Source organism: Streptomyces sp. NPDC059897, assembly GCF_042730865.1.
Classification (GTDB): Bacteria; Actinomycetota; Actinomycetes; order Streptomycetales; family Streptomycetaceae; genus Streptomyces.
On the sequence record NZ_JBHWKQ010000006.1, the window covers coordinates 23,912 to 49,908 of the forward strand.

The 25,997-nt window shown below is 72.5% G+C and carries 24 protein-coding genes; 14 read left to right on the top strand and 10 right to left on the bottom strand.

Going from position 1 to position 25,997, the window contains the following annotated elements; translation table 11 throughout:
• Positions 1-130: 130 nt before the first annotated feature.
• Positions 131-1,297, top strand: coding sequence for a TetR/AcrR family transcriptional regulator (locus ACFV9W_RS09045; RefSeq protein ID WP_385757110.1), 1,167 nt, complete (start codon positions 131-133; stop codon positions 1,295-1,297).
• A gap of 35 nt (positions 1,298-1,332) precedes the next feature.
• On the opposite strand, the gene ACFV9W_RS09050 is transcribed toward ACFV9W_RS09045, so the two are convergent.
• Complete coding sequence (locus tag ACFV9W_RS09050) at positions 1,333-2,541, bottom strand: oxygenase MpaB family protein (RefSeq protein WP_385757112.1); 1,209 nt, start codon at positions 2,539-2,541, stop codon at positions 1,333-1,335.
• Positions 2,542-2,761: 220 nt separating this feature from the next.
• Between ACFV9W_RS09050 and ACFV9W_RS09055 the strand changes: the two genes are divergently transcribed.
• The 3 genes from ACFV9W_RS09055 to ACFV9W_RS09065 are packed head-to-tail and all read left to right on the top strand — an operon-like array spanning position 2,762 to position 5,896.
• Positions 2,762-4,354, top strand: a complete 1,593-nt coding sequence (locus tag ACFV9W_RS09055) for a succinic semialdehyde dehydrogenase (RefSeq protein WP_385757114.1) — start codon at positions 2,762-2,764, stop codon at positions 4,352-4,354.
• A complete protein-coding gene (locus ACFV9W_RS09060) occupies positions 4,351-4,833 on the top strand; it encodes a DUF4334 domain-containing protein (protein WP_385757116.1) in 483 nt (160 codons plus the stop codon). The genes ACFV9W_RS09055 and ACFV9W_RS09060 overlap by 4 nt, the downstream gene beginning before the upstream one ends.
• A gap of 16 nt (positions 4,834-4,849) precedes the next feature.
• On the top strand, positions 4,850-5,896 hold the full coding sequence (locus tag ACFV9W_RS09065; protein WP_385757118.1) for an alcohol dehydrogenase catalytic domain-containing protein: 1,047 nt from the start codon (positions 4,850-4,852) through the stop codon (positions 5,894-5,896).
• Positions 5,897-5,925: 29 nt separating this feature from the next.
• Here the strand turns inward: ACFV9W_RS09065 and ACFV9W_RS09070 are convergent, their stop codons facing one another.
• Positions 5,926-7,002 (bottom strand): Lrp/AsnC family transcriptional regulator, encoded by a 1,077-nt coding sequence (locus ACFV9W_RS09070; RefSeq protein WP_385757120.1) that lies wholly within the window; start codon positions 7,000-7,002, stop codon positions 5,926-5,928.
• 237 nt (positions 7,003-7,239) lie between these two features.
• On the opposite strand from ACFV9W_RS09070, the gene ACFV9W_RS09075 reads away from it, so the two are divergent.
• Positions 7,240-8,514, top strand: a complete 1,275-nt coding sequence (locus ACFV9W_RS09075; RefSeq protein ID WP_385757122.1) for an MFS transporter — start codon at positions 7,240-7,242, stop codon at positions 8,512-8,514.
• Positions 8,515-8,553: 39 nt separating this feature from the next.
• Positions 8,554-9,867 carry an amidohydrolase gene (locus ACFV9W_RS09080; protein WP_385757125.1) on the top strand — a complete coding sequence of 438 codons (1,314 nt, stop codon included), beginning with the start codon at positions 8,554-8,556 and terminating at the stop codon, positions 9,865-9,867.
• A 21-nt stretch (positions 9,868-9,888) separates the two neighbouring features.
• On the opposite strand, the gene ACFV9W_RS09085 is transcribed toward ACFV9W_RS09080, so the two are convergent.
• Positions 9,889-10,770, bottom strand: a complete 882-nt coding sequence (locus tag ACFV9W_RS09085) for an SDR family oxidoreductase (RefSeq protein WP_385757127.1) — start codon at positions 10,768-10,770, stop codon at positions 9,889-9,891.
• A 63-nt stretch (positions 10,771-10,833) separates the two neighbouring features.
• Here ACFV9W_RS09085 and ACFV9W_RS09090 point away from each other — a divergent pair, with 63 nt between their 5' ends.
• Complete coding sequence (locus ACFV9W_RS09090) at positions 10,834-11,415, top strand: TetR/AcrR family transcriptional regulator (protein ID WP_385757129.1); 582 nt, start codon at positions 10,834-10,836, stop codon at positions 11,413-11,415.
• Between the two features lie 49 nt (positions 11,416-11,464).
• Here ACFV9W_RS09090 and ACFV9W_RS09095 read toward each other — a convergent pair whose 3' ends face one another.
• Both ACFV9W_RS09095 and ACFV9W_RS09100 read right to left on the bottom strand, forming a co-directional pair.
• Entirely contained in the window at positions 11,465-11,881 is a 417-nt protein-coding gene (locus tag ACFV9W_RS09095; protein WP_385757513.1) for a hypothetical protein, read from the bottom strand.
• 130 nt (positions 11,882-12,011) lie between these two features.
• Positions 12,012-15,158: an alpha-N-acetylglucosaminidase TIM-barrel domain-containing protein gene (locus ACFV9W_RS09100; protein ID WP_385757131.1), complete on the bottom strand. Its 3,147-nt coding sequence runs from the start codon at positions 15,156-15,158 to the stop codon at positions 12,012-12,014.
• Between the two features lie 190 nt (positions 15,159-15,348).
• Here ACFV9W_RS09100 and ACFV9W_RS09105 point away from each other — a divergent pair, with 190 nt between their 5' ends.
• Both ACFV9W_RS09105 and ACFV9W_RS09110 read left to right on the top strand, forming a co-directional pair.
• Positions 15,349-16,443 carry a diaminopropionate ammonia-lyase gene (locus ACFV9W_RS09105; RefSeq protein WP_385757133.1) on the top strand — a complete coding sequence of 365 codons (1,095 nt, stop codon included), beginning with the start codon at positions 15,349-15,351 and terminating at the stop codon, positions 16,441-16,443.
• Positions 16,444-16,566: 123 nt separating this feature from the next.
• Positions 16,567-17,397 (top strand): aldo/keto reductase, encoded by an 831-nt coding sequence (locus ACFV9W_RS09110; protein ID WP_385757135.1) that lies wholly within the window; start codon positions 16,567-16,569, stop codon positions 17,395-17,397.
• A 24-nt stretch (positions 17,398-17,421) separates the two neighbouring features.
• Here the strand turns inward: ACFV9W_RS09110 and ACFV9W_RS09115 are convergent, their stop codons facing one another.
• Both ACFV9W_RS09115 and ACFV9W_RS09120 read right to left on the bottom strand, forming a co-directional pair.
• Positions 17,422-18,030: a histidine phosphatase family protein gene (locus tag ACFV9W_RS09115; protein WP_385757137.1), complete on the bottom strand. Its 609-nt coding sequence runs from the start codon at positions 18,028-18,030 to the stop codon at positions 17,422-17,424.
• Positions 18,031-18,100: 70 nt separating this feature from the next.
• Positions 18,101-18,796 carry a type 1 glutamine amidotransferase domain-containing protein gene (locus ACFV9W_RS09120; protein WP_385757139.1) on the bottom strand — a complete coding sequence of 232 codons (696 nt, stop codon included), beginning with the start codon at positions 18,794-18,796 and terminating at the stop codon, positions 18,101-18,103.
• 104 nt (positions 18,797-18,900) lie between these two features.
• Here ACFV9W_RS09120 and ACFV9W_RS09125 point away from each other — a divergent pair, with 104 nt between their 5' ends.
• Positions 18,901-19,647, top strand: a complete 747-nt coding sequence (locus ACFV9W_RS09125; protein ID WP_385757141.1) for an IclR family transcriptional regulator — start codon at positions 18,901-18,903, stop codon at positions 19,645-19,647.
• Between the two features lie 16 nt (positions 19,648-19,663).
• Here the strand turns inward: ACFV9W_RS09125 and ACFV9W_RS09130 are convergent, their stop codons facing one another.
• Positions 19,664-20,626 carry a zinc-dependent alcohol dehydrogenase family protein gene (locus ACFV9W_RS09130; protein WP_385757142.1) on the bottom strand — a complete coding sequence of 321 codons (963 nt, stop codon included), beginning with the start codon at positions 20,624-20,626 and terminating at the stop codon, positions 19,664-19,666.
• Positions 20,627-20,727: 101 nt separating this feature from the next.
• Here ACFV9W_RS09130 and ACFV9W_RS09135 point away from each other — a divergent pair, with 101 nt between their 5' ends.
• Together ACFV9W_RS09135 and ACFV9W_RS09140 are read left to right on the top strand one after the other, a co-directional pair.
• Positions 20,728-21,357: a TetR/AcrR family transcriptional regulator gene (locus ACFV9W_RS09135; RefSeq protein WP_385757144.1), complete on the top strand. Its 630-nt coding sequence runs from the start codon at positions 20,728-20,730 to the stop codon at positions 21,355-21,357.
• A gap of 109 nt (positions 21,358-21,466) precedes the next feature.
• Entirely contained in the window at positions 21,467-22,264 is a 798-nt protein-coding gene (locus ACFV9W_RS09140) for a hypothetical protein (RefSeq protein ID WP_385757145.1), read from the top strand.
• Between the two features lie 8 nt (positions 22,265-22,272).
• Here ACFV9W_RS09140 and ACFV9W_RS09145 read toward each other — a convergent pair whose 3' ends face one another.
• Positions 22,273-22,644: a YybH family protein gene (locus tag ACFV9W_RS09145; protein ID WP_385757147.1), complete on the bottom strand. Its 372-nt coding sequence runs from the start codon at positions 22,642-22,644 to the stop codon at positions 22,273-22,275.
• A 90-nt stretch (positions 22,645-22,734) separates the two neighbouring features.
• On the opposite strand from ACFV9W_RS09145, the gene ACFV9W_RS09150 reads away from it, so the two are divergent.
• Positions 22,735-23,616, top strand: a complete 882-nt coding sequence (locus tag ACFV9W_RS09150; protein WP_385757149.1) for a LysR family transcriptional regulator — start codon at positions 22,735-22,737, stop codon at positions 23,614-23,616.
• A 12-nt stretch (positions 23,617-23,628) separates the two neighbouring features.
• Here the strand turns inward: ACFV9W_RS09150 and ACFV9W_RS09155 are convergent, their stop codons facing one another.
• Positions 23,629-25,335 (bottom strand): amidohydrolase, encoded by a 1,707-nt coding sequence (locus tag ACFV9W_RS09155; RefSeq protein ID WP_385757151.1) that lies wholly within the window; start codon positions 25,333-25,335, stop codon positions 23,629-23,631.
• A 218-nt stretch (positions 25,336-25,553) separates the two neighbouring features.
• On the opposite strand from ACFV9W_RS09155, the gene ACFV9W_RS09160 reads away from it, so the two are divergent.
• Complete coding sequence (locus ACFV9W_RS09160; protein WP_385757153.1) at positions 25,554-25,991, top strand: YdeI/OmpD-associated family protein; 438 nt, start codon at positions 25,554-25,556, stop codon at positions 25,989-25,991.
• The last annotated feature ends 6 nt before the right edge of the window (positions 25,992-25,997 follow it).

Sequence of the window (25,997 nt, forward strand, 5' to 3'; positions counted from 1 at the left end):
CACGGAGCAAGTGAGTCAAGTGCCCGCCCGCACGGAGCTTCGCGCACGCCATGGTGCCTGTCCCGGCGTGTGATTGACTGACTCGTATGGCCCCGCATCCGTCTCCGTCCCCGCACCCGTCAGCCCGGTCATGACCACGGAACCGATGCCGGCCACACGTCCCCGCAACCGCAGGCAGCTGATCGTCGAGGCGGCCGGGCGACTCTTCAGCGAGCGCGGCTATCACGCGGCGTCCATGGAGGACATCGCCTCGGGCGTGGGCATCACCGCGGCGGCCCTCTACCGGCACTTCCCGAACAAGTACGCGCTGTTCTCCGAGTGCGCCCACGCCATGGTGGACGGCCTCGTCGCCACGCTCGACGAGCTGCCGCCCGAGGCGGACACGGCCGAGCTGCTCACGGCCCTGATCCGGATCACCGTGAAGCGCCGCGCGGAGGGCGGTGTGTACCGCTGGGAGGCCCGGTACCTCGACCGTGAGGACCGCCGGCTGCTCCGGGGGAAGTTCGCCCGTGTCGTCGGCCGTGTGACCGAGGCGGTACGCAGGGAACACCCCGGAGAGCGCGCCGAGTTGCGGGTCGTGGCGGCCCTCGGCGCGATCGGATCGATCACGATGCACCGCACGTCCATCGCCCAACGCCGGGCCGAGGAACTCCTGTTGACGTGCGCGCTGGGGCTGGTCGCGGCGGACGCCGCCCGGCCGGTCAAGGGGGGCGGGCGGCCCGTCGAACTCCCGGCTCTCCCGGTGGCGCGCTCGCGGCGCGCGGAGATCCTCGCGGCCGCCGTCCCGCTGTTCGCGCGCGACGGATTCGCCAATGTGACGAACGGCCAGATCGCCGAGGCGGTGGGCCTGGCCCCGTCCGCGCTCTACCGCCACTACCCGGGCAAGGTCGACATCCTGGCGGCGGCCTGCCTGCAGGCGGCCGGGTTGCTCGCCCAGGCGGTGGACCGGAACCTGGAGGGGACGGCAGGGCCGCACGAGGCGGTGGCGGCGCTGGCGGCGACGTACGTGGCGTACAGCTTCGAGCACACCGCGCTGACGAGCGTCGCGGAGGCCGAGTTCGGGGGGCTGCCCGCCGAGTCGCAGCGCCCCTTGACGCTGGCGCAGCGCGAGCACATCGCCGTATGGGAACAGCAGTTGCGGCTCGCTCGGCCCGAGCTCGATCCGCGGCAGGCCCGTGTCCTGGTGCACGCCGGGTTCGGTGTCGTCGTCGAGGCCGGGCGGAGCATGCGGTGGCGGGACAGCGCGGAGCACCGGGCCACGGTGGCGGGACTCGTGGTGCGGGCGTTGGGGCTCTGAGCGGTGAGCCCCAACGCCCGCGTGGGGGAGGGGTGTCAGTCCTGCCGGTTGTGCGTCGGAATGGTGATGGGTGTGGTCTGCCCCGACGCCCCCTTGTTCAGGAAGCCCATGGCCAGCGCGCGGACGAACTGGTCGAACATGTAGAACGCGCTGGGCGCGACCGGGTTCAGCCCCTCACGGAAGAGGATGAAGGCCGGCCACACCGTGCGGATCAGGGCCGCCGAGGCGTAGTCGCGCTTGAGCCCCAGCCAGTCGCCGACCTCGTTGCTCAGGACGTAGCGCACGAACTCGTTGAGGAACCCGCGCGTGACACCGAGGTCGATCTGCGCGGTCAACCCCAGCAGATCCTCGGCCAGTTCGATGCCCTCGGTGCTGGGGGCGAGGATCGGCGTGAGCACCTGCGCCGACTGCTTGTCCGCCTCCTCCCAGGACTTCGGGATGTACTCCGTGCGCACCCCGAGCAGGTGCAGGGCGACCTGCCAGCTGTGCAGGAAGGCCTCCTGGTCCTCGGCCGAGAACGGGACCTTCCACTCCAGCAGCTTCCTGCGCACGAACGTGCCGAGGCTGTGGAAGGTGACCAGGATGTCGGCGTTGCTGATCGGGATCTTCTGGTCCGAGACCGCCGACCAGTGCGGTGACTGCGGCAGCATGTGCCGCACCGCGGCGTGCACCAGGCGCGTCTTGTTGGCGGTGACGATGAACTGGCCCTCGGGCTCCAGTCCCTTCAGCTCCGCCAGGTCGTAGCCGAAGGTGAACGTCTTGGCCGCGCGGTCCTGCATGTCGGCGCCGCCCGCCGACCAGTAGACGCTCTTCGCCTCGCGCGGGATGACGGTGCTCATGATCCCGCTGCCGAGCCCGTAGAGCAGGAACAGGTAGGTGTCCTTGCGCCGGTTGAAGTCGGCGGCGCGGGCCAGCTTCTTCGGGTCCGCCCAGGAGGGGAGCTTGTTGACCTCCTGGAGGTAGGCGGTGAGTTCGGCCGGCAGGCCGCTGGGCAGCGGGTCGCTATTGTTCACCCACGGTTCCATCGCCTTGTTCACGGCCGGAACCTGACCGTTGGTGATGATCTTGGCCATCAGCGGGTCGATGGCGTCGTCCCACACGTACTCGGGGTCGGTGCCCGCTCCGGAGCCCGCGATCGAGCCCGTCGGCGACCAGGCCCAGGCGTTGGTGGCGGTACCCGTCGCGCCCACGAGTCCCAGCGCGGCACCGAGCGACAGGATGTTTCTGCGGCTCAGATTTGTCATTGACTTACTCGCTTCCCTGGTTGGCCAGGCGGTTCAACAAGCCCGGATGTGCTGGGTGTTGGGCTCTCCGCCACGCTTCAAATCTTGTTCCAGGATGTGATTTCTGATTAACATAGCGAGGCGCGCAGGCATCGACAAGAGAGTCGGCAAGAGTGCCGACAGGGCATCGAAGTGACCGGTGCGAACCGGAGCACCGGTCCCGTACGAGCGAGGAGCCCGCATGAGCACGGACCAGGCCCGCCCCGCGTGGGTGACCGACGAGTCGATCGCGCGATGGTGCGACGGGGTGCGCCGCGACGCGAAACGCGGCGAAGCCGAGGAGCCCGAGCCGCTGACCGCGGCGGCACCGTTCGACCTGTCGCCGACCGCCGCCGTCCCCACCTGCACCCCTCAGGACGTGGCGCAGGCGGTGGCGGGCGCCCGCGCCGCGCAGGCCGCATGGGCGCGCACACCGGACAGGCGCCGCGCCGACGTCGTACTCGCCTTCCACGACCTGCTGTTGAAGCGGCAGGACCAGGCGCTCGACCTGATCCAGTGGGAGACGGGCAAGGCGCGCTACCACGCGTGGATGGAGGTGGCCCAGGTCGCGACGATCGCCCGGCACTACGCGCGGCGCGCCCGGCACTACCTGGCACCGCGCCGCGTACGGGGAATGATCCCCGGCGCGACGAGGGTCCAGGAGGTGCGGGTGCCGAAGGGCGTCGTCGGCATCGTCTCGCCCTGGAACTACCCCCTCTACCTCGGCGTCGGCGACGTACTGCCGGCCCTCCTCGCCGGCAACGCCGTGGTCTCCAAGGCGGATTCGCAGACCCCGCTGACCCTGCTGTGGACGCGGGCCCTGATGGCGGAGGCCGGACTGCCCGCCGACCTGTGGCAGATCGTGACCGGCCGCGGCTCCGTCGTCGGCACCGCCCTCGTCGAGGCCGCCGACTACGTGTGCTTCACCGGGTCGACCGCCACCGGACGCGCCGTCGGGGAACGCGCCGCCCGCCGCCTGGTGGGCGCATCCCTCGAACTCGGCGGCAAGAACCCGCTGATCGTGCGCGCCGACGCCGACGTGAAGGCAGCCGCGGCGGGCACGGTGACAGCGGCCTTCGCCAACACCGGGCAGATGTGCATCCACATCGAGCGCGTCTACGTACACGAAAAGGTCTACGACACCTTCCGCGACGAACTCGTGCGCGCCACAAGGGCGTTGCGCCTCGGCAGGACCTACGACTACGCGGCCGACCTCGGCTCCCTCACGTCGAAGGCGCAGCTCGAGGCCGTCGAGTCCCACGTCGACGAGGCGGTGGCAAAGGGCGCGACGGTGCTCGCGGGCGGCAAGGCCCACCCCGACATCGGCCCGCTCTTCTACGAACCCACCATCCTCGAAGGTGTCACGCTGGACATGGCCGTGTGCGGCGACGAGACCTTCGGTCCGGTCGTCTCGCTGTATCCGTTTGGGTCGGACGACGAGGCGGTCGACCTCGCCAACCAGGGCAGTTACGGCCTCTCGGCGTCGATCTGGTCGAAGGACACCCGCGAGGCCGCCCGCCTCGCACGCCGGATCCGGTCCGGCTCGGTCAACATCAACGACGGCGCCGCCGCGGCCGCGGGCAGCATCGAGGCGGGCATGGGCGGCATGGGCGACAGCGGACTCGGCAGGCGCCACGGCGCCGAGGGCATCCGCAAGTACACCGAGAGCCAGACGCTCGCCACGCAGCGACTGCTCCCTCTCGGCCCGACGAAACCAGAGGAGAGCTCGGTGACATCCTTCATCCGACGGACGAACGGCCAACTGGCCCTGCTGCGCAGGCTGGGGGTCCGATGAACGGCGTGAGCGAACGGTGGAAGGCACTGCGCGCGGTGGCCGGCCCGGTGGACCCGGCCGAACTCGACGCCCTGTGGGCGGACCTGGAAACGGTCGACGCGTCCTCGCTCCTCGGCCCCTGGCGCGGCTTCGCCTTCCTGACTGGACACCCCATCGAGAAGGTACTGGCGGCCAGCCGCTGGCACGGCAAACGGTTCGACGCCCTCGACGACGCGAAGCCGCTGATCTGCCGCGCCGAGGACGGCGGCCTCTACTCCGACACCAAGGCGGGCCGCGGCGAGGCCAGCCTCTGGAACGTCGAGTTCCGCGGCGAGGTGACCGCCACGATGGTGTACGACGGGATGCCCGTGTTCGACCACTTCAAGCGGGTCGACGACACCACGCTGATGGGCGTGATGAACGGCAAGCCCGGCGTCGTGCTCGTGGACGGCCGGCACTTCTACTTCGGCCTGGAACGCGAAACCCCGGACCGCACATGAAGGCCGCGGTGCTGACATGAAGGCCTCGGTACTGCTCTCGTGCGGCACCGCGCCCAGCGCACTCGTCGACGCCGAACTCGACGATCCGCGCCCGCACGAGGTGCTGGTCCGGATCGAGGCGGTCGGCGTCTGCCACACCGACCTCGCCACCCGGACGGCACTCGGCGACCGCCCGGCGGTGCTCGGCCACGAGGGCTGCGGAGTCGTGGAGCGCCTCGGGTCCGAGGTCGCGGGCCTGGAGGCGGGGGACCGGGTGGTGCTGTCGTTCGCGCACTGCGGTCGCTGCGGCCAGTGCCGGGCCGGTCATCCGGCGTACTGCGACCTCGCGACCACCCTCAACAGCTCGGGGCGCCGGGCGGACGGCACACCCACCATCCGAGTCGACGGTGTCCCGGTGTTCGGCTCCTACTTCGGCCAGTCGTCCTTCGCCACGGCCGCGCTCGTCGACGCCCGGTCCTGCGTGCCGGTCGGCGACGTGCCACCGTGGGTCGCCGCGCCGCTGGGCTGCGGATTCCTGACGGGGGCGGGCGCGGTCCTCAACGTCCTGCGGCCGGGGCCTGGGGACCGACTCCTGGTGGTCGGGGCAGGCGCGGTCGGCAGCGCTGCCGTCCTGACGGCGCTGTCCGAGGACGTGGAGGTCGTGGTGGCGGAACCGGTCGTCGCGCGCCGCGACCTGGCGGCCCGCTTCGGCGCGCTGTCGGTCGCCTCCCTGGACGACCCGCTCCCCTCGGTGACCCACGCCCTCGACACCACCGGCCGCCCGGAGCTGGTGGCCCGCACGCTCTCGCTGCTCCAGCCACGCGGCACGCTGGCCGTGGTCGGCCTCGGCCCCGCGAGAGCCGAGATCGACGTGCGGGACCTGATGCTGCGCGGGCTCCAACTCCGGGGCTGCGTCGAAGGGGACGCGGAACCCGCGCAGCTCGTGCCGGAGCTGATCGGGCGCTACGAGAAGGGGCGGCTGCCGCTGGACGAGCTGGTGACGACGTACGGACTCGGGGAGTTCGACCGGGCGGTGGCGGAGCAGCGGGAGGGGAAGGCGCTCAAGGCGGTGCTGCTGCCGTAGGGCTGAGGGCTGAGGGCTGAGGGCCGGGCTCAGGCGTGGTGGTCCATCGGGACGTGTCCCCGGGCGCGCCCGTCGTCGTCCAGAAGGCGACCCATCCGCTTGGCGGTCAGCAGGGTGACATCACGGCGCAGGATGCGGGCGCCGGGGAGCCGGGAGCCGAGGCGGACCTCGAACCCGGCGGCGTCACTCAGCGAGCGCGCCCACGTCGACACCAGCAGATTCGCCTCCCCGGTCACCGCCATGCACAGCCGAACGCCGGGCAGCGCCGCCACCAGGTGCCCCGCCGCGTCGAGTTCGGCGGAGGGCACGGCGAGGCGGTACGTGCCGATGATCGGGCGGCCCGCCGCCAGGTGGGACACGTCGCAGCGGATCCTGACCTGGCCGGAGGCGAGCATCCGGGCGAGGCGGCGGCGGACCGTCGCCTCGCTCGTGCCGGTGTCCCGGGCGAGATCGCTGTAGGGGCGGCGGGCATCGTGGGACAGGGCCCGGAGCAGTGCACGGTCGGCTTCGCCGTGCTGCGGGGCCGCCGCTTGCGCCGACGCGGCGGACGCCAGGCGGGAGCGCTGCCCCCGGTCGAGCGCGTGCACCTTCCAGTCCGCGCCTTCCCGGTAACTGTGCAGCACCACGGAGAGTTGCACGTCGCGGACCCCCGGCAGCCCGGCGAGCGGGCCGTCCGCGAACCGGGTCATGGCTGCCGTACCGGAGCAGGCCAGGGTGAGGAACAGGGTGCCGTCGCCGCCCGTGGTGCCGCCCCCGGTGGTGCGCTCGACACTGGCCACGCGCGGGTCCGCGCACGCGGCCTCAGCGGCGGCGGCCAGGCTGCCGGGAGCCACGGCCACATCGGCGAAGGCCATGCACAGGCGCTGCCCCCGCGCGTGCCGCTCCCACGTCTCGTACGCGGTGCTCCAGGCGAGGCCCGAGGCGCGCAGCCGGTCCCAACGGCGGGCGGCGGTGGTGGCGTCGATGCCGAGGACCGCGCCGATCCGCGACCAGGGGGCGCGGGGGCTGGTCTGCAGGGCGTCGACGAGCGCCATGTCGGTCTCGTCGAGGTCGTGCATGCCGACCTCGGGGACGTCGTGCGCGGCTGCGGCACGGGTGTCGCACATGTCGGCAGTTGGGCTGCCGGAATCCTGCGCCCCAAGGGGGATGGATTCCGGCATCGGTGCGGGGGCGGGCGGCATGGCGACCATTGTGGGGCCACTCGCACCCGCCCGTGCGGCGGCCCCCGGCACAGGGGCGGACGCCCGCCGCACGGATGTGCGCGCCTGCCCGGACGCGGACCCGTCCCAAGGCCCAGGCGTGCGCGCCCACTCCCCAGTCGCGACACACACCGTGGAGCCGCCGTGAGCGCCACCGACACACCGACCGGCGCGCCTGCCGCGCCACCCGAGCCCGCCGAGGGCCGGGTCCGGCTCGACCGGGCCGCGAAGACGACCGTAGGGCTGCTGTTCCTGGCCTGGATCGTCGACTACATCGACCGGCTCGTCATCAACCTCGCCCTGCCGCACATCGGCACCGAGTTCGGCATCGACCGGACCCAGCAGGGCATGGTCCTGTCCGCGTTCTTCCTCGCGTACGCGGCCTGCCAGATCCCCGGCGGCCTGCTCGCCGACCGGTTCGGGTCCAAGCGGATCCTGCTCTGGGCGATGCTCATCTGGTCCGCGTTCACGGCGCTCACCGGCACCGCCTGGTCGTTCGCCGCGCTCCTCGTGATCCGGGTGCTGTTCGGCGCCGGACAGGGCATCTTCCCCGCCGCCGCGATGAAGGCCGTCGCCGAACGCACCGGACCGCGCGAGCGGATGACGGCGAGCGGCTGGATCTCCTCGTCCAACGCCTTCGGCGCGGTCGTCGCACCGCTGATCGCGGGCCCCGTCATCGCCCTGTGGGGCTGGCGCATGTCGTTCTACGCCGTCGCGGGACTCGGCGTCGCGACCTACATCCTCGTACAGCTGCTGCTGCCCCCGGCACGACCGGCCGCACGGGCGGAGGCCGCCGAGGGCGGCGGGGGCACGCGTGCGCTGCTCGCCACCCCCGCCATGTGGCTGTACGTGGGCATGCTGTTCGGCTACGGCATGCTCGCCTGGGGCCTCAATTCCTGGGTGCCCTCGTATCTGCAGACCGAGCGCGGGCTCTCGCTGGAGAGCTCGGGCCTGCTCACCGCGCTGCCCGCGCTGTTCGGCGGCCTGGCCATGATCCTGAGCGGCTGGTGCGCGGACAAGCTCAAGGGCCGCCCCGCGCTGCTGGTCGCCCCGTCCATGACCGTCGCCGGCGTCTCGGTGCTCGCGATGACGCAGGCCGAGAGCCTCGTCGCGTTCGAGACGCTGCTGTGTCTCGCCTTCGCCGCCTGCACGTTCTGCTTCACGCCGATCTTCGCGGTGCCGCTGCGGACGCTGTCGACCCGGTTGAGCGGCGCCGCCTCCGGAATGATCAACTTCGGCGGCCAGTCCGCGGGCATCCTGGTGCCGATGCTGATGGGATATCTCGCGGACACCTACTCGTTCACCGTCGCCTTCGCCGTCCTCGCCCTCGGGGCGGCGCTCACCGCCGTCCTCGCCCTGCTCACCCCGCAGACCTCCGAGGCCCTGCGCTCCCGGCTCGGTCCCGCCGTCCGGGACTGACCACCGGCCCTCCCCAACTCAGCGAAGGAGCTTCGCCGCATGACCATCGCCACGCCCCCCGCCTGCCCGGTCGACCCCGCCCGGCTCACGCTGCCCGCCGGCACCCCCGCCGACGAGGGGCTGCCCCAACTGCTCCCCGCCCTGGGCGAGCTCTACCGTGACCTGCACGCCCACCCCGAGCTGTCGATGCACGAGACCCGCACCGCCGGGATCATCGTGACCGTGCTGCGCGCCCAGGGCTGGGAGGCCACGGAACATGTCGGCACCACCGGCGTCGTCGGCGTGCTCACCAATGGCGAGGGCCCCACCGTCCTGCTCCGCGCCGACACCGACGGGCTCCCGCTGGCCGAGGACACCGGCCTGCCCTACGCCTCGACCGACACCGCGACGGGCCCCGACGGCCACGAAGTCCCCGTGATGCACGGCTGCGGCCACGACCACCACGTCACCGCGCTGCTCGGCGCGACCGCCCTGTACGCGGCCGACCGCACGTCCTGGCGCGGCACGCTGCTCGCCGTCTTCCAGCCCGGCGAGGAGATCGCGGCGGGCGCCCGCGCCATGGTCGACGACGGCTTCGCGGACCGCTTCCCGCGCCCCGACGTCTGCCTCGGCCAGCACGTCAGCCCGCTGCCCACCGGCACGGTGGCGCTGCGCCCCGGCACGACCATGTCGGCCGCGGACAGCTTCCGCATCCGCCTGTTCGGCTCCGGCGGACACGGTTCCCAGCCCGAGCTGACGGTCGACCCCATCGTCCTCGGCGCACACGTCGTGACCCGACTGCAGACGGTGGTCTCCCGGGAGATCGCCGCCCAGGACGCGGCCGTGGTCACGGTCGGCTCGTTCCGGGCGGGGCACAAGGAGAACATCATCCCGGACAGCGCCGAACTCAAGGTCAACGTCCGTACCTTCGACCCGAAGGTACGCGAACGGGTCCTCGCCGCCATCGAACGCATCGTCCGCGGCGAGGCCGAGACCGCGGGCGCCCCGCGCGAGCCGGAGTTCGAGCCGCTCAACGCATTCCCGCTCACCGTCAACGACGACGAAGCCACCGAGCGCGTCCGCACCGCCCTGCTGTCCGTCTACGGCGAGGAGGGCGTCCAGCACATGGCGCGCCCGCTCTCCGGCAGCGAGGACTTCGGCGTCTTCGGCACGACCCTCGACTGCCCGTCGGTGTTCTGGATGTGGGGCAGCCTCGACCCCAAGCTCTACGAGGGCGAGGACCCGACGCAGCCGCGCCCCGGCATCCCCGGCAACCACTCGCCGCGCTTCGGCCCGCAGGCGGAGCCGGTCATCGAGTACGGGGTGCGCGGGCTGCGCGCGGTCGCCGCGGAGTTCAACGGCCCCACGGCCTGACCGCACGGCCGGCCGGGCGCGTCAGGGCTGGATCTTCTCCAGGTCCTCGAGCAGGCCCGGCCGGGTCGGCTGCCAGCCCAGAGCGGCGCGGGTGTGCGCGCTGCTCGACGGCTGGTCGGTCGCGAAGATCGGCCCGAGCGGGCCGAAGCTCTCCTCCGGGACGGACTCCGAGGGCACCCCCAGACGTCGCCCGATGACCGCCGTGATGTCCCGTACCGCGTCACCCTCGTCGGCGACGGCGTGCCACGCACTGCCGGCGGGGGCCTTCTCCAGGGCGAGCCGGAACAGGACGGCGGCGTCGAGCGCGTGGACGGCGGGCCAGCGCTGCGTGCCGTCGCCCGGATAGCCGGCGACGCCGGTCTGCCGGGCGATCTGGGTGAGCAGCCCGGCGAAGCCGCCGTCGCCCTCGTTGTGCACGGTGCGCGGCAGCCGGACCGCGGAGCTGCGCACGCCGCGCGAGGCGAGACCGAGGGCGCGCTCGACCGACACACTCCGCCCGCCGACGGGCCCGCCGGTGGGCAGCGGGTCCTCCTCGGTGGACGCCCGCCCCGCCGCATGGGGCGTACCCGACACCGTGACGAGCGGCCGGTCGGTGCCGACGAGCGCGGCACCGAGCGCATCGAGCGCCGCGCCCTCCTCGGCGACGGCCCGCGCGAGCGCCTCCGGTGAACTGAAGTCGTTGCTGAAGGCGAGGTGGACGACGCCGTCCGCCTGCTCCGCGCCGGTGCGCAGCACGTCGAGATCGGTAAGGCCGCCACGGACCACGTCCGCGCCGGCGGCCCTGGCCTTCTCGGCGGAGGCGTCGGAGCGGGCGAGGGCGGTGACCGAGTGACCCGCGGCGAGCAGTTCGGCGACGACGGCCGAGCCGATCAGGCCCGTGCCGCCCGTGATGAAGACGCGCATGGCGGACTCCAAGGTACGAGGAATGGGTGATGCGACACGTGTCGCATCACTTAGGATGACCGTATGCCGAGATGGAAGCCGGATGCCCGGCAGCGCCTGGTCGTGGCGGCGCTGAGCCTGTTCGCCGAGCAGGGCTACGACGACACGACGGTGGCCCGGATCGCCGAGCGCGCGGGCCTGACCCGCAGCACGTTCCACCGGTACTTCGCCGACAAGCGGGAGATCCTCACCGCGGGCCAGAAGACCCTCAGCCGCCTACTGGTCGAGGGCATCACCGAAGCCCCCGCCGACGCGACCCCGGTCGCGGCCGTCGCGGCGGGCCTCGAACGTGCCTCGGGCGAGATGACCTCCTTCAACCGCGAGCTGAGCCCGCTGCTGCACGCGGCGATCGAGGCGAACGAGGAACTTCAGGAGCGCAACGCACTGAAGAGCGTCGGCATGGCCGCGGCCATGGTCGAAGCGCTGCGCCTGCGCGCCGTCCCGGAACCCACGGCCCAGGTGGCCGCGGAACTCGGCGTCCTGGCCTTCAAGCTCGGCTTCACCGAATGGGCCGCACCCGCCCGCGACGAGGCCCCCGGTGAACTGGCCCCCCTGGTCCTGGCCGCGTTCGAGGAACTGCGGGCGGCGGCGAAGGGGCTCCGCTAGTCGGCTCCGCCCTCACGAGCCCGGCCCTCACGATGGCTCGGCCCCGCCCTCACGGCCCGGCGATCTCCTGCCGGAGCCGCTGCGTGAAGCGGCGCAGGTGGGCCACCGTCTCGTGGTACTCGGCCCGGCGGGCGTCCGAGCCGGCGGTGGGGCGGATGCCCCAGACCCGGCGGACGAGGGTGTCGGCGAGGCGGACCGTGTCGTCGGCGCACAGCAGGTAGAGCGCAGAACGGGCTTCCTGCAGCCGGTCCGTCAACTCGTTGGCGCCGGGGCCGTCATCGCCCAGGCGGGAATCCTTGAGGTGGTCGATCAGCTGCACCACGGCCGTGTTGAAACTGGCCCCGGCCTTGAGTTTCTGCTCGCGCAGCCACATCCGGTCCTGCCTCCGCGCGGTGAACCACGACCCGAACACGACCCCCAGAAGCCCGATCCCGGCCCCGAGGCCCACCGACAGCATGTTCCCCACGGTCAACTTCCCCCTCCCGACGGCGAATCGAGGCTCAGGCTACAGAGATCGGGGGAGGGGGCCCAGGTGACGAGAGCGGTCAGCGGTCCGGGCGTCCGTCGTCTCAGCTCTGCCCGGCCCGTCGGGTCTGTCAGGCCCGCACCCGCAGCCCGTCGAACTCCGCGATCCCCCGCTCTCCGCTCCCGCCGTTCACCGCGCTCATGAACACACCCACGTCCTGCCCGCCCGCCGCGACCCCCGCAGGGGACGCCGTGCCGACCGTCGTCCACGTCGTGCCGTCCGTACTGAACTCGCCCCTGTACGTGGCGCCTTGGCGGGTCAGGCGCAGGTGTACGGGCGCGCTGGTCGAGCCGCCCGCCGTCGTGACGGAGTCGAGGCGGCCGTTGCCGTCGGTGTCCCAGGACAGCGCGCAACCGTTGGACGGGGTGACCGCGAGGTTCACATATCCCGAACTGCCCTTCGCCGCCAGGTCGTTGCGCACCATCAGGCCCGCGCGCGCCCAGCCGCCCGTACGGTCCTGGGACGTGACCCGGACGGCGGCGGAGGCCCCGTCCGTCAGGGCGCCCGGGCGGTAGATCGCGCCGAACTGGTCCGTCCCGCCCCACAGGTCGGCGCCGCCGCCCTCGATGGCGAACGCCTCGCCGGACCGGCCGAACACCGCGTCGTTGAACGACACCGTCCGGTACGGGTCCTCGACCCCGGTACCGGCGAGCAGCCGGACCGCGTCGACCGCCGCGCCGCGCGCCGTTCCCATGCGGTACGCGGCGTCGGCGCGCACCTGGAGCACGAGCTTGTCCACCGCGCCCCTCAGCGACACCGTGAAGCGCGCGGTGAACTTCCCGCCGGGAGTCACCTCCGCCGCCGTGGCCGGCCCTTCCGCGTGGGCGGTCAGTCCCTCGGGCAGGTCGAGGGAGAGGGTGACATCGCGTGCGGGAGCGAGGCCGTTGCGGTTGGTGAACGTGGCCTCGACGGTGACCGGCTCGTCGGCGGAGACGGCGGCGTGCCTGACGGAGGTGGTCAGTGTGGCCTGGTGCGCGGCGCCCGCGAGAGTGTCGTGGATCCGGCGCGCGAGCCGCTCGATCGACCCCGAGGGGCGCTGCGGATACGTCTCGTGCCCGTGCGCCCACTTGTCGTCCATCGCGAACCAGTCGATCCCGGCGGGCTCCCGCTTCTCCGCGAGTGCCTCCGACAGTTCGGCGAAGTACCTTTGCCAGCGCGGGAGATAGAGGCCGGAGACCAGCCCCGACCACTCCCGGTTCGCGTAGTCGCGCAGCCCCGCGTCACTGCCCTCCCGGTCGCCCCAGGTCGTCAGGATCGACCGGGCGTCGAACTCGAGGCGGTCCTGCTCCGCGCGATCGGCTCCCCAGGCGCGGGCCTCGGCGAGCCACCGGCCCAGCAGATGCTGCTCCGAGGTGGCCAGCGCGTCGTCGAGGAGCCTCATCCAGTCGAGCCACGTCCGCGTGAGCTGCCCGAACAGCGTCGCGTCCCGGACCTCGTACGCCGCCCTGATCTGCGGCAGCAGCACCCGGCTGCGGTTGGCGAGGACCTGCCGGGCGACGTCGAGCAGGTCGTGCCGGTAGGCGGAGCTGTTGCGCAACTCCGCGTCGACGGTGAGGAGTTCGGTCAGGGCGCGGTCGAACGCCGCGGTGTCGTAGCGCTCGGACTGTGGGCTCCACGCGGCTGCCGACTTCACGTTCAGCCCGGGCCTGGCCCCGAAGAGCCCGTCGGGCGGCTCGCTCCAGGAGTCGGTGCGGCGCATCCCGTACGCCGTCCCGCGCAGCACCCGCCAGGCGGCGGTCGCGTGCCGGTCGGCGCCGCCGTAGCGGGCCGCCGCCCACCGCTCGAACCAGTCGTCCAGGTCGACGCTGCCCGCCGTCCACGCGAGATCTCCGAGGAGCGCGAGCGCCGCGGGGTTGTTGTCGGCCCCCTCCGGCATCGCGGCGATCCCGGACAGCCTGCTGCCGTCCTTGTCCCGCCAGCGCGGGTAACTCTCGACCCAGTCCGGGGTGTTGGCGCCGAGCGCGGTGTGCCCGCCGAAGTTCCAGATGCTGCCGTACGCGTACGGGGTGTCGCCCCAGTCGCTCTCCCGGTCGGTCACCGTGGCGTACCGGTCGGACAGGCCGTCGACGATCAGCATCCGGTCGCGGTCGACGGCGTCGAGGATCTCGCGGCGCGGGTTGGTCTGCCAGCCGAGGATCGCCCACACGGCCCCCGGGTGGGCCGTGCGCAGGGCGGTCTCGACGGCGCGCGCGGCCTCGCCGACCGGCACGTCGCCCGGCCGGCCGCCCTCGTGCAGCAGGTCCATCTTGTACATGGAGGTGCCGCCGAGCCGTGCGTCGAGCCGGGAGTAGAACTCGGCGCCCACATCCGCGAAGGCCTCGGTGCGCGGGTCGAGCCAGTCGGGGCGCCGGAACCCGCTCCAGGTGCCCTGCGGGACGACCTTCGCCCCGTCGGCCCGCTCCGGGAAGCCGTCGGGCACGGTGCCGAACCAGCCCGGAAGCACCGGCGTCATGCCCAACTCCCGTACCCGGTCGGCGATTTTGCGTCCCAGGTCGGCGCGCCGCTCAAGGAGGCGGCGGCTGACCGGGCCGCCGAAGCCCGACATGTTCTGCAGCAGCCACCACGGCTGGTGTGCCGGGGCGGGGATCCACGCCAGCAGCTCGGCCTCGGAGTAGCCGAACCGGCGGAACGTGTCGAAGTAGGCGGCTTCCACGCCGGTCGTCACGAGGACTTCGTTGAAGCCGTGCAGCGCGAGCACGTCCAGCTCCCGCTGCCAGGCGTCCCAGTCCCGGTAGGGGCCGGTGTAGCCGTCGTTGGTGTCGTTGAGGGCGAACCGGTGGGAGACGTTCGCGGACGCCGTCACCTCATCGGCAGGGGCGGGCAGCCGGTCCGGGAGGTTCAGCTGCTCGCCGTTCCAGGTGACGGAGGCGTGGGCGACATCGCGCAGATACCGGTGCAGGCCGGCGAGGAGGGTGGCCGGGGTCGTGCCCTCGACGACGATGCGCCCGCGCGTGCCGGAGACCCGGAAGCGGTCGCCCGTACCCGAGCCGCTCGACGGGCGGAAGGTGACCTGGTCGTGGTGGCGGGGGAGCAGCCGTCGAAGCGCCGCGTCGGCGGGCCCGGTGTCGAAGCCCGCACCGCCGCCGGATGCTGCGAAGGTGGGTGCGCCCGGCGCGGGCAGCGCGGCCGTGACACCAAGGACGAGCGCCGTGCTCGACAACAGGCGTCTGCGGCTCAGGCGGGGGCGGTCCGGGTGCTGCGGGGTGGATCCGGTCACGAGGTCAACTCCCGAATGACGGCCGCTCAGGCCTGCTCGATGTCGGTGACGTTCGTGCAAGAGCATGCTTGATTCGCCCCATGTTTGAGCACAAAACAGCAACGTGTCAACGGAAACCACTCGACTGTCGGGCGGTCCGGTCGAAGACATGCGCTGGACCGATCGCGGGAGAGGGCCGCACGCTGATCGTGTGAGCGAGAATCCTGATCTTCCCCGTGTCCCGCTGCCGTGGATCGCCCGGCCCGGCGCCCGTGCCTGGCGCTGTGCGCCCGCACCGGTCGAGGTGCGCGCGTTCCACACCGCGCTGCCCGACTACGCGCCGACGCCGCTGACCGAACTCCCGGAACTGGCCGAGGAGCTGAGGCTCGGACGGGTCCTCGTCAAGGACGAGTCGAGCCGTCTCGGGCTGCCCGCCTTCAAGGCCCTCGGCGCGTCCTGGGCCGTCCACCGCGCACTCGCCGGGGCGCGGGGCCCGGTCACCCTCGTGACCGCCACCGACGGCAACCACGGCCTGGCCGTCGCCCGCACGGCCAGACTGCTCGGGCACCGCGCCCACGTACTCGTACCGCGGGGCGTGCGCCCGGGCGCCGTGGCGGCCATCGCCTCGGAGGGCGCGCAGGTCACCGAGGTGCCCGGGACGTACGACGAGGCGGTGCGCCGCGCTGCGGAGGTGGCCGAGGAGCCCGGCGCGGTCCTCGTCCAGGACACCGCGTGGCCCGGCTACGAACGGATTCCGGGGTGGATCGTCGAGGGGTACTCCACGCTCTGCGCCGAGGTGGACGAGCAACTGGGTGCGCGGGAACCGGACCTCGTCGTCGTACCCGTGGGCGTCGGATCGCTGGCCCAGGCCGTCGTGACCCACTACCGCAGCCGGCCCTCGGGACACGCGCCCGCGCTGCTCTCCGTGGAGCCGGAGGCCGCGGCCTGCGTCCTGGAGAGCCTCACCCGCGGCGAAGCCACCAGCATCCGCACCGGCGACACCGACATGGCCGGGCTCAACTGCGGCACACCCTCCACGCTCGCCTGGCCCCACCTGGACGCGGGCCTCGACGCGGCGGTCGCCGTCCGGGACACCGACAGCGCCCGCGCGGCCACCCGCCTCGCGGAGCTCGGGGTCCGCGCGGGCCCCTGCGGCGCCGCGCCCCTCGCCGGACTGCGCGCGGCCCTCACGGGACCGGGCGCTGACGAACGGCGCACGGCGCTGGGGCTCGGCCCCGCATCGGTCGTCGTCCTGCTGAGCACCGAAGGCGGCGACGCGCGACCGGAACCGGCCGACCCCTCGTGAACCGCCCGCGCCGAGGAGACGTACGTTGCAAGGGACGGGCGTGCGCCTCCGAGGAGCCTCCAGGGACGTACGCACGTCGTGCGACACACCGGACTTGAGTCACCACGTAAGGACACACGAGTCATGAGCAGCTCTCCCGAGGTCACCCTCAACAACGGCGTCACCATGCCGCAGCTCGGCTTCGGCGTCTTCCAGGTCCCCGACGACGAGGCGCACGCCGCGGTCACGAGCGCCCTGGAGGCCGGCTACCGCAGCATCGACACGGCGGCGCTGTACGAGAACGAGAAGGGCACCGGCCGCGCCATCGCCGACTCCGGCCTGGCCCGCGAGGACGTCTTCGTCACCACCAAGCTGTGGAACACCGAGCAGGGCCGGGACACCGCGCTGCGCGCCTTCGACGCCTCCCTCGACCGGCTCGGCATGGACTACGTCGACCTGTACCTGATCCACTGGCCGGTGCCTTCGCGCGACAAGTACGTCGAGACGTGGCAGGCGTTCGAGGAGATCCTCGCCGACGGCCGGGCCCGCGCCATCGGTGTCTCCAACTTCCTGCCCGAGCACCTCGACCGGCTCGCCGCCGAGACCTCCGTCGTCCCGGCGCTCAACCAGATCGAGCTGCACCCGCGCCTGCAGCAGAGCGAGCTGCGCGCGTACGACGCCAAGCACGGCATCGCGACGGAGGCCTGGTCGCCGCTGGGCCGCGGCAACGGCGTCCTGGACGACGAGATCGTCCTCGCGCTCGCCCGCAAGCACGACCGCAGCCCCGCGCAGATCGTGCTGCGCTGGCACCTGCAGCTCGGCAACGTCGTCATCCCGAAGTCGGTGACCCCGTCCCGCATCCGCGAGAACATCGCCGTCTTCGACTTCGAGCTGGCGGCGGACGACATGGCGGCGCTCGCCGGCCTGGAGACCGGCGAGCGCGTGGGTCCTGACCCGGCCGTCCTCGGGTCCTGAGGGGGCCGGGCCCGGACGGGCGGCTCACTGACCGAGCGGCCGGCCCTCCCACAGGTCGAGCTCCCAGCCCTGCTCCGGCGAGCCGGTGAGGGTGACGATGCCCGTGTTGGGCAGCGGGCGGGCGGCGACGAAGGCGACGTCGACGTTGCCCGCCCGCGCGGCCGTCCACGTGCGGATCACGGCGCCGTGGCTGACCATCGCCACGGTGTCCGCGCCCGTCCCGGCCGCTTCGGAGACCACCGCGTCGAAGCGGCCGAGTGTCTCCTCGCCCGTCTCGCCGCCGGGCATCCGGATCGAGGTGTCACCGGAGGACCAGGAGAACGCGGTGTTGAGGTACTTCTGGGCGGACTCGTCGTCGCCGCGCATCTCCAGGTCCCCGGCCGCGATCTCCCGGATCCCGTCCCGGATCACGACGTCGAGGCCCGTCGACCGGGACAGGGGCGCGGCGGTGAGCTGCGTACGGATGAGGGTGGAGGCGTACAGGGCGTCGATCCGCTCGTCGGCCAGCGTCCGCGGCAGCGCCGCCGCCTGCTCGAGGCCCAGCGGGGTCAGGCCGGGGCCCGGCGCCGCGGAGTCCAGCAGACGCTTCAGGTTGGACGGGGTCTGGCCGTGGCGTATGAGCAGCAGACGCATGCGGGGGGAACCTCCACGAGACGAACGGAACGCTTGCGTCCACTGTGTCATCCGTGGAGAAATTCGGTGGTCAGGGCAGCTTTTTCAGCAGCTCGGCCGCGAGCGGGGCGGCGGAGGCCGGGTTCTGCCCGGTGACCAGATTGCGGTCGACGACCACGTGCGGCGCCCACGGCTCTCCGACCTGGACATTCACCCCGGCCTCCGTGAGCCGGTCCTGGAGCAGCCAGCGCGCCTTGTCGGCGAAGCCGGCCTGGGCCTCCTCGACGTTGGTGAACGCGGCGACGTCGTACCCCGCGAACGCGTTGCCGCCGTCGGCCTTCGTCGCGGCCAGCATCGCTGCGGGCGCGTGACAGACCACGCCGAGCGGCTTGCCGGACTCCAGGGCGCTGGCGAGCAGGGCGCCGGACGCGGCATCGGAGGACAGGTCCTCCATGGGGCCGTGGCCACCGGGGTAGAAGACGGCCGCGTAGTCGTCCAGGTCCACCTCCTCCAGCTTCACGGGGGAGCGCAGCTCGGTGTTCGAGGACACGGCGGCGGCCATCCGGGCGGCGTTCTCCTGCCCGTCGTTGAACTCGGGCGCGAGGCTGCCCGCGTCGACGGTGGGGACGACGCCACCCGGCGTCGCCACGACGATCTCGTGCCCCGACGCCTTGAAGGCGTCGTACGGGGCGATGGCCTCCTCGGCCCAGAAGCCCGTGGGGTGGAGGGTGCCGTCGGCCAGGGTCCAGTGGTCGGCGCCGGTCATCACGAAAAGGATCTTCGACATGGGGATGCTCATTTCCGCGGGAAACGTCGGTCCGGTGATGTCTTGACGTCTACGAAGGTAGGGCCGGGGGCCGCCGACGACCAACGGTGGGCTACCGTGCCCGCGTGGCAGAGCGGATCCAGTCGGTGGAGCGGGCGGCGCTCGTCCTTCGGCTGCTCGCGTCCGGGCCCCGGCCGTTCGGGGTGCCGGAACTGGCCCGCGCGATGGGGCTGCCCAAGGAGTCCCTGCACGGCATCCTCGGCACGCTGGCCGCGGCGGGCCTGGTGGAACGGGACCCGGCCACCGGCAAGTACCGGATCGGCGCCTCACTGCTCCACCTGAGCAACGGCGACCTCGACACGAACGAACTGCGCGCCCGCTCCCTGCACAGCGCCGACACCCTCGCCGCGCGCAGCGGAGAGGCGGTCTGGATCGCCACCCCGCACGAAGGCGGGGCCCTCGTCGTCCACCATGTCTTCCGCCCCGACGACAGCGCCCAAGTCCTGCGCATGGGAACCCACTTGCCGCTGCACGCCTCGGCCGTCGGCAAGACCCTGCTGGCCTTCGACCACGACCTGGACGTCCCCGAGAAACTCCCGGCCTTCACCGACCGCAGCCTCACCGAACGTGCCGCGCTGGCCGCCGAGTTGTACGAGATACGCCGCCGGGGCTGGGCCGCCGCCGTCGACGAGCACGTGGACGGCAGGGCCGCGATCGGCGCCCCGCTCCGCGACGCCTCGGGCCGGACGGTCGGCGCCATCAGCATCGCGGGCCCCACCCACCGCCTGACCGAGGCGGGCCGCGCACGGGCGGACCTCGCGGCCCAGGTCACGGACGCGGCGGGGGAGATCGGCAGAGCGCTGGCACGCTGAGCCGGCCGCGCGGCCCCTACGGCACGAGCACGATCCGGCCGAACGCCTCACCGGACGCCATCAACTGGTGCGCCCGCACGGCCTCGTCCAGGGGGAGCACGGCATGCACCACCGGATCCAGGGCGAGCTCTCCCGCGAACAGCTCGGTGCGTACGGCGCGTTGGGCGGCCTCGGGAACGGTGTCGGCGCTGAAGGTGGCGAACGACATCGACTTCCGGAACGCCGCCGTCATGTGCGCGGCGAGGTCGGCGGGCGGCGGCCCCGCGACCATGCCGATCGCCACCAGGCGGCCGTTGGGGTTGAGGAGATCGAGGAACGCGGGCATGTCGGGGCCGGCGATGATGTCGATGACGACGTCGTAGCCTTCGGGGGTGTCGCCCTCGGTGGGGGTGCCGGTGCGGTCCAGTACGTGGGTGGCGCCCAGTTTGCGCAGGCGCTCGCCGCGCTCGGCCGACGACGTCGTGACCGCCACGGCGCTCGCCCCGCCGCGCGCCGCGAGCTGCACCGTCGGGATCCCGAGGCTGCCGGCCGCGCCGCGCACCAGCACGGAATCGCCGGGGGCGAAGTGGGCGTGGCGCAGGGCGAAGTGGGCGACCACCCCGGAGGTGCCGAGCGTCACGGCGTCGGCGGCGGACAGCTCCGCGGGCAGCGGGAGCACGGCGTCTACGGGGGCGATCGCCTGCTCGACGTAGCCGCCGCCCATGCCGGTGAACGCCCATACGCGCCGGCCCACCCACGAGGCGTCCACACCGGCGCCGACGGCGGTCACGGCGCCCGCCACCTCGCTGCCCGGCACATGGCCCTCCTCGAACAGTGCGTACGCGGCGAGGGCGCCGCTGCGGATCAGGGCGTCGACCCCGCCGACACCGATCGCCTCGGTGGCGATCAGCACTTGCCCGGCGGCGGGGACCGGGGTCGGGAGGTCGACGACCGCCATGCCCTCGGGGCGTCCGAATTCTCGGATCGCGATGGCCTTCAAGGTGACTCCTCAGGTGTCTCGGGTGCCCCGGTGTGTCGGTCTCGGGGTGGGGCTTTCGGACGTTAACGGACGCCCCCGTCCGTTTGAGTAAAGTGAGAGAGGTGACCGAACGTTTGCCTCACACGCTGCGATCCGACGCCCTCGACAACCGCGAACGCATCCTCGACGCGGCCCGCGCCGTGTTCGCCGCCGACGGCCTGAACGTGCCGATGCGCGAGATCGCCCGCCGCGCCGGGGTCGGCCCCGCCACCCTCTACCGCCGCTTCCCGACCAAGCAGGACCTGGTCACGGAGGCCTTCGCGGAGGAGATGCGGGTGTGCCGCAGGCTCGTCGACGAAGGACTCGCCGACCCGGATCCCTGGCACGGCTTCTGCCACGTGATCGAGGAGACCTGCGAGATGCACGCCCGCGACCGCGGCTTCACCGAGGCCTTCATGTCGGCCTTCCCCAAGGCCGTGGACTTCGCCGAGAACCGCGCGTACACGCTGAACGCCATCGCCGAGATCGCCCGCCGCGCCAAGGACACCGGCCGGCTGCGCCCCGACTTCGTGCTGGACGACCTGATCCTGATGCTCATGGCCAACCGGGGCATCCAGGCCGGTTCGACCCCGGCCCGCGTGGCGGCCTCCCGCCGCTTCGCCGCTTTCGTGATCCAGGCCTTCGAGGCATCCCCGGCCGAACGCGGGGAACTGCCGCCGGTGGCGCGGTTGGCTCCCTTGCTGGCGGTGTAGGCGAAAGTTCCCCGCCCCGTCTTACAACCTTCAAACGATCTTGGCGGTCATGTGTGCGAGAACCCCGCGTCGTGTCCGGCCCGGGGGCTCGGTACCGAAAGAGGTTCACATGCGTTCCGTAGCCGTCCGCCGTGCTGTCCTGGCCGCGGCCGCCGCCATCTGCACCCTTGTGGTCACCGCCTGCGGCGCCGGGCAGAAGGGCGGCGCGCAGGAGGATGCGAAGGGGAGCGCCTCGCCGGCCCCCGTGAAGGCGCTCACGGCTGCCCAGTTGGAGCAGCGCGTACTCGTCCAGGGGGACGTGAACGGGCAGAAGATCACCGAGCCGGGCAAGAAGGAGATCTTCGAGCCCGGCAGCGTCTCCGTCGGCAAGGCGGCGTGCGCCCCCGTGGGACAGGTACTTTCCTCGCTGCCCGCTGCCGAACCCGAGGCGAGCGTGCAGCGACTCGCCGTGCACGAGTCCGCGAAGGCCAAGAAGGGCATGCCGTCGCTGGACGAGCTCGCGAACATGACCGAGAAGGAGGCCAAGGAGGCGACGATCGACTCGCTCGACGTCACCAAGACCACGGCCTCCCTCTGGTCCTACGAGGGGGACGGCGCGCAGCGCGCCCTCGACGCGCTGCGGGCGGCCGGAAAGAAGTGCGCGGCGGGCTTCTCCATGACCTCGGACGGCGAGAAGCAGCAGGTCACGCGGGTGGAGAGCGAGAAGCTCGCGGCCGGTGACGACGCCGTCGCCTGGACCGTCGGGACGAAGCAGGACGGCACACCGGCCGACACCAAGGTCGCCGTCGTCCGCGTCGGTGGCACGCTCGCCGGGTTCTCTTCGTTCAACATCGCGGCGGTCACGCGCGGCGAGGCCTACGAGCAGCCGACCGACGTCATCGAGAAGCAGACGGCCAAGCTGGGCTGACCGTCCGATCAGCCCGCCGGCGGCGCGAACTCCGGCTGGTCCAGGAAGCGCAGCCAGCTGCCGTCCGGCTGGCGGCGGACGACCTGGGCGCGGGCGCCGGTGCCGTCCCTCGGCGGTGTCGACGTCAGGGCGATGTCGCCGTTGACCAGCGTCGGCAGCGGCTGCTCCGGTTCGAAGCGGGGGCGGTTCGCGAGCACCTTCTCCCAGAGGGCGCGGATCGCCTCCCGGCCGACCGTCTCCTGCCCCGGCGGGTAGGCCAGGACCGCGTCCTCCTCGTAGAGCGCGGCGACACCGGCCGCGTCGCCCGCGTTGGAGCGCTCGACGAACAGGCGGGTGATGTCCTCGGGGCGCATGGCCTTCTCGTACGCGGACTCCGGCATGGGTTCCTCCTCCGTGGTGTGGTTCCAGCGTCGCCGCACCCCGGCCAGAAGTCCAACAGCTGGTTCTGCTGGGAACTAGAATCTGTACTCATGGACCTTAGGCAGCTCGAATACTTCGTCGCCGTCGCCGAAGAGCGGAACTTCACGCGCGCCGCCGAGCGCGTGCACATCAGCCAGTCCGGCGTCAGCGCGCAGATCCGGCAACTGGAGCGGGAACTCGGGGCGGAGCTGTTCGACCGCTCGTCCCGCACCGTCACGCTCACCGTCGCGGGCAAGGCCGCGCTCGAACACGCCCGTGCCACCCTCGCCGCGGCCGGGACGATCGGCCAAGCGGTGGCCGAGGTGTCCGAACTGATCAGGGGCAGGCTCACCGTCGGTATGGTCATCGGCTGCACCATCACCCCACTGTTCGACGCACTCGCCGCGTTCCACGGGGCGCACCCCGGCGTCGAACTCGCACTCCTCGAGGACGGCTCCGACCGGCTCGTCGAGGGGGTGCGCGCGGGCGACATCGACCTGGCGCTCATCGGCGCCGCGCACTCCACCCCCGACGGTCTCGACTCCCTCACGATCATCGACGAACGGCTCGTCGTCGCCGTCCCGGCCGGACACCCGCTGGCGGAACAACGGAGCGTGGAGCTCCGGGATCTGACGGCCCATCCGCTCGTCTGCATGCCGCCCGGAACCGGCCTGCGCACCGTCTTCGACGACGCCTGCGCCGCGCAGGGCCTGCACCCCGCCATCGCGCTGGAGGCGAGCGCGGCGGACTCCATCGCCGCACTCGCCGACCGCGGCCTCGGCGTCGGCGTCCTGAGCGAGTCGATGGCCGCCGGTTACGGCGACCGGCTCACCGCCCTCGCCATCGACGACGTCGACACACCGGCGCTGCTCGCCCTGGTCTGGAAGCGGGCGCACAACCCGGCCTTGCGTGAACTGTTGGGGCAGGCGCGGCGGGCATTCGCCCCGGCGTGACCCCGCCGCGCGTCACAGCTCGCCGTACTCGCCGACCCGCTTGCCCGCGACCCACGTCTGCAGCACCTTCGTCTGCCACACCGCCCGGCCCGACGGCAGATCGAACGGGTCGGTGTCCGTGAGAACGAAGTCGCCCCACTTGCCCGGCTCCAGGGTGCCCAGGACATGCTCCTGGTGGGCGGCGTGGGCGGGCTCCAGCGTGAACGAACGCAGCGCCTCCACCGGCGTCATGGCCTGCTCCGGGTGCCAGCCACCGGCCGGCTTGCCGTCCCGGTCGGTGCGGGTGACGGCCGCGTGCAGACCGTCGAAGGGATTCTCGGACGACACGGGGAAGTCCGAGCCGGACGGCAGATGTGTGCCCTGCTCGATCAACGTGCGCCAGGCGTACGCGCCCTTGATCCGCTCGGTCCCGATCCGGTCCTCGGCCATGTTCATGTCGTCGGTCGCGTGCACCGGCTGCATCGAGGCGATGATGCCGAGCCTGCGCAGCCGCGGGATGTCCTCGGGCGACAGCACCTGTACGTGCTCGATACGGTGCCGCATCCCGGCGTCACCGACCCGCCGGAACGTCTGCTCGTACGCGTCCAGGACGACGCGGTTGCCACGGTCGCCGATCGCGTGCACCGCCGACTGGTAGCCGCCGCGCACCACTTGCTCGACGCGGCGCTGCAGCTCCTCCGGCTCCACCTGGAGCAGCCCACTGGTGTCCGGATCGTCGGCGTACGGAGCGAGGAGCGCGGCGCCGTGGCTCCCGAGCGCGCCGTCGATGTACTGCTTGACGGTCCGGATGCGGACCATGTCGTCGGCGTAGGAGTCGGTGCGGGCGTCCGCGCCGATGTCGGTGAACGCCTTGTAGGACAGGAAGGCGTTCACGCGGACCGTCAGCGCGCCCTCGTCCGCGAGCTGCCGCAGTACGACGACGCCGCTCGCGTCCGTGCCCGCCTCGGACACGGACGTCATGCCGACGCTGCCGAGCTGCTTCTGCGCGGCGAGCGCACGCGCGCGTACGTCGTCGAGCGTGGGCTCGGGCAGCTTGTCCTCCACCAGCGACTGCGCCGCGTCGATGAGGACCCCGGTCGGATTGCCGGCGCCGTCGCGCACGATCCGCCCGCCGTCGGGGTCGGGGGTGTCCGCGGTGACACCCACGGCCTTCAGCGCCGCCGTGTTGGCGACGCCCGCGTGCCCGTCCACCCGGCCGAGCCACACCGGCCGGTCGTCGACCACCGCGTCGAGGTCGGCCGCGTTGGGCAGCCGCCCGAGCCCCCACACGACCTCGTTCCAGCCCCGGCCGAGGATCCACGCGTCGTCCGGGTGCGCGGTGTCGTACGCGGCGAGCCGGTCCATCGCCTCCTTCAGGGAACGCGTCCCGACGAGGTTCAGCTCGACGGCGAGGGCGCCGAGCCCCCACAAGTGCCCGTGCGCGTCGTGCAGTCCGGGCAGCAGCACACGGCCGCGGCCGTCGAGGCGGCGGATGCCCTTGGGGGCAGCGCCGACGTCGAGCGCGGCGACCCGCCCCTCGGGTGTGAGCAGCATCCGGGAGAATCTGCGCAGCTTGCCGCGCGAGAGCGTGTAGCCACGTACGTTGTCGACGAGCAGGGGACCCCGGCTCGCCGCCCGCGCCGACCGGGAAGCGGCGGACGCCGACCCGGCGAACGTGCCGGACACGGCCACCGCGGCGGCCCCCGCGCCCGCCAGCTGCAGGAACTGCGCGCGGCTCATGCGCGGCGTACGGGGCGTGGGACAGCAGGACTCACACATTCGACGTCTCCCTACAACAAGGTTTGCGGCCGGGGGAGTTGGCCGCAAGATGATCGAATCGAATCACTGACCGAAGCTAAGCAGTCACTGCCGGGTGGTCAAGATCCCCTACGCTCCCGATTGGACGGCCTTGTGACACGGCCCTGGTGACACGTCCCTCGCGAGAACAGGAGCAGCACATGAAGTTCCGGACCTACGTCGAACCCCCGGAGCCGATGCACGGCCTGGAGGTGCCCGCGGAGCTCGTGGACGGACTCGGCGGCGGCAAGCGGCCACCGGTGGTCATCACGGTCAACGGACACACCTGGCGCAGCCGCGTCGCCATCATGCGCGGCCGCTGTCTGCTCGGCCTGAGCAAGGCGAACCGGGAGGCCGCGGGCGTCGAGACCGGGGAGGAGGTCGAGGTCGACCTCCAACTCGACACCGAGCCGCGCACGGTGACCGAACCCGAGGACTTCGCCCGCGCCCTCGACGCGGACCCGGCCGCCCGCGCCGCCTACGACCGCCTGTCCCACGGCCGCAAACGGCAGCACGTCCTCGCCATCGAAGCCGCCAAGAAGCCCGAGACCCGGGCACGCCGCATCGAGAAGGCACTGGAATCGCTGCGGACGCCGTAAGGGGAC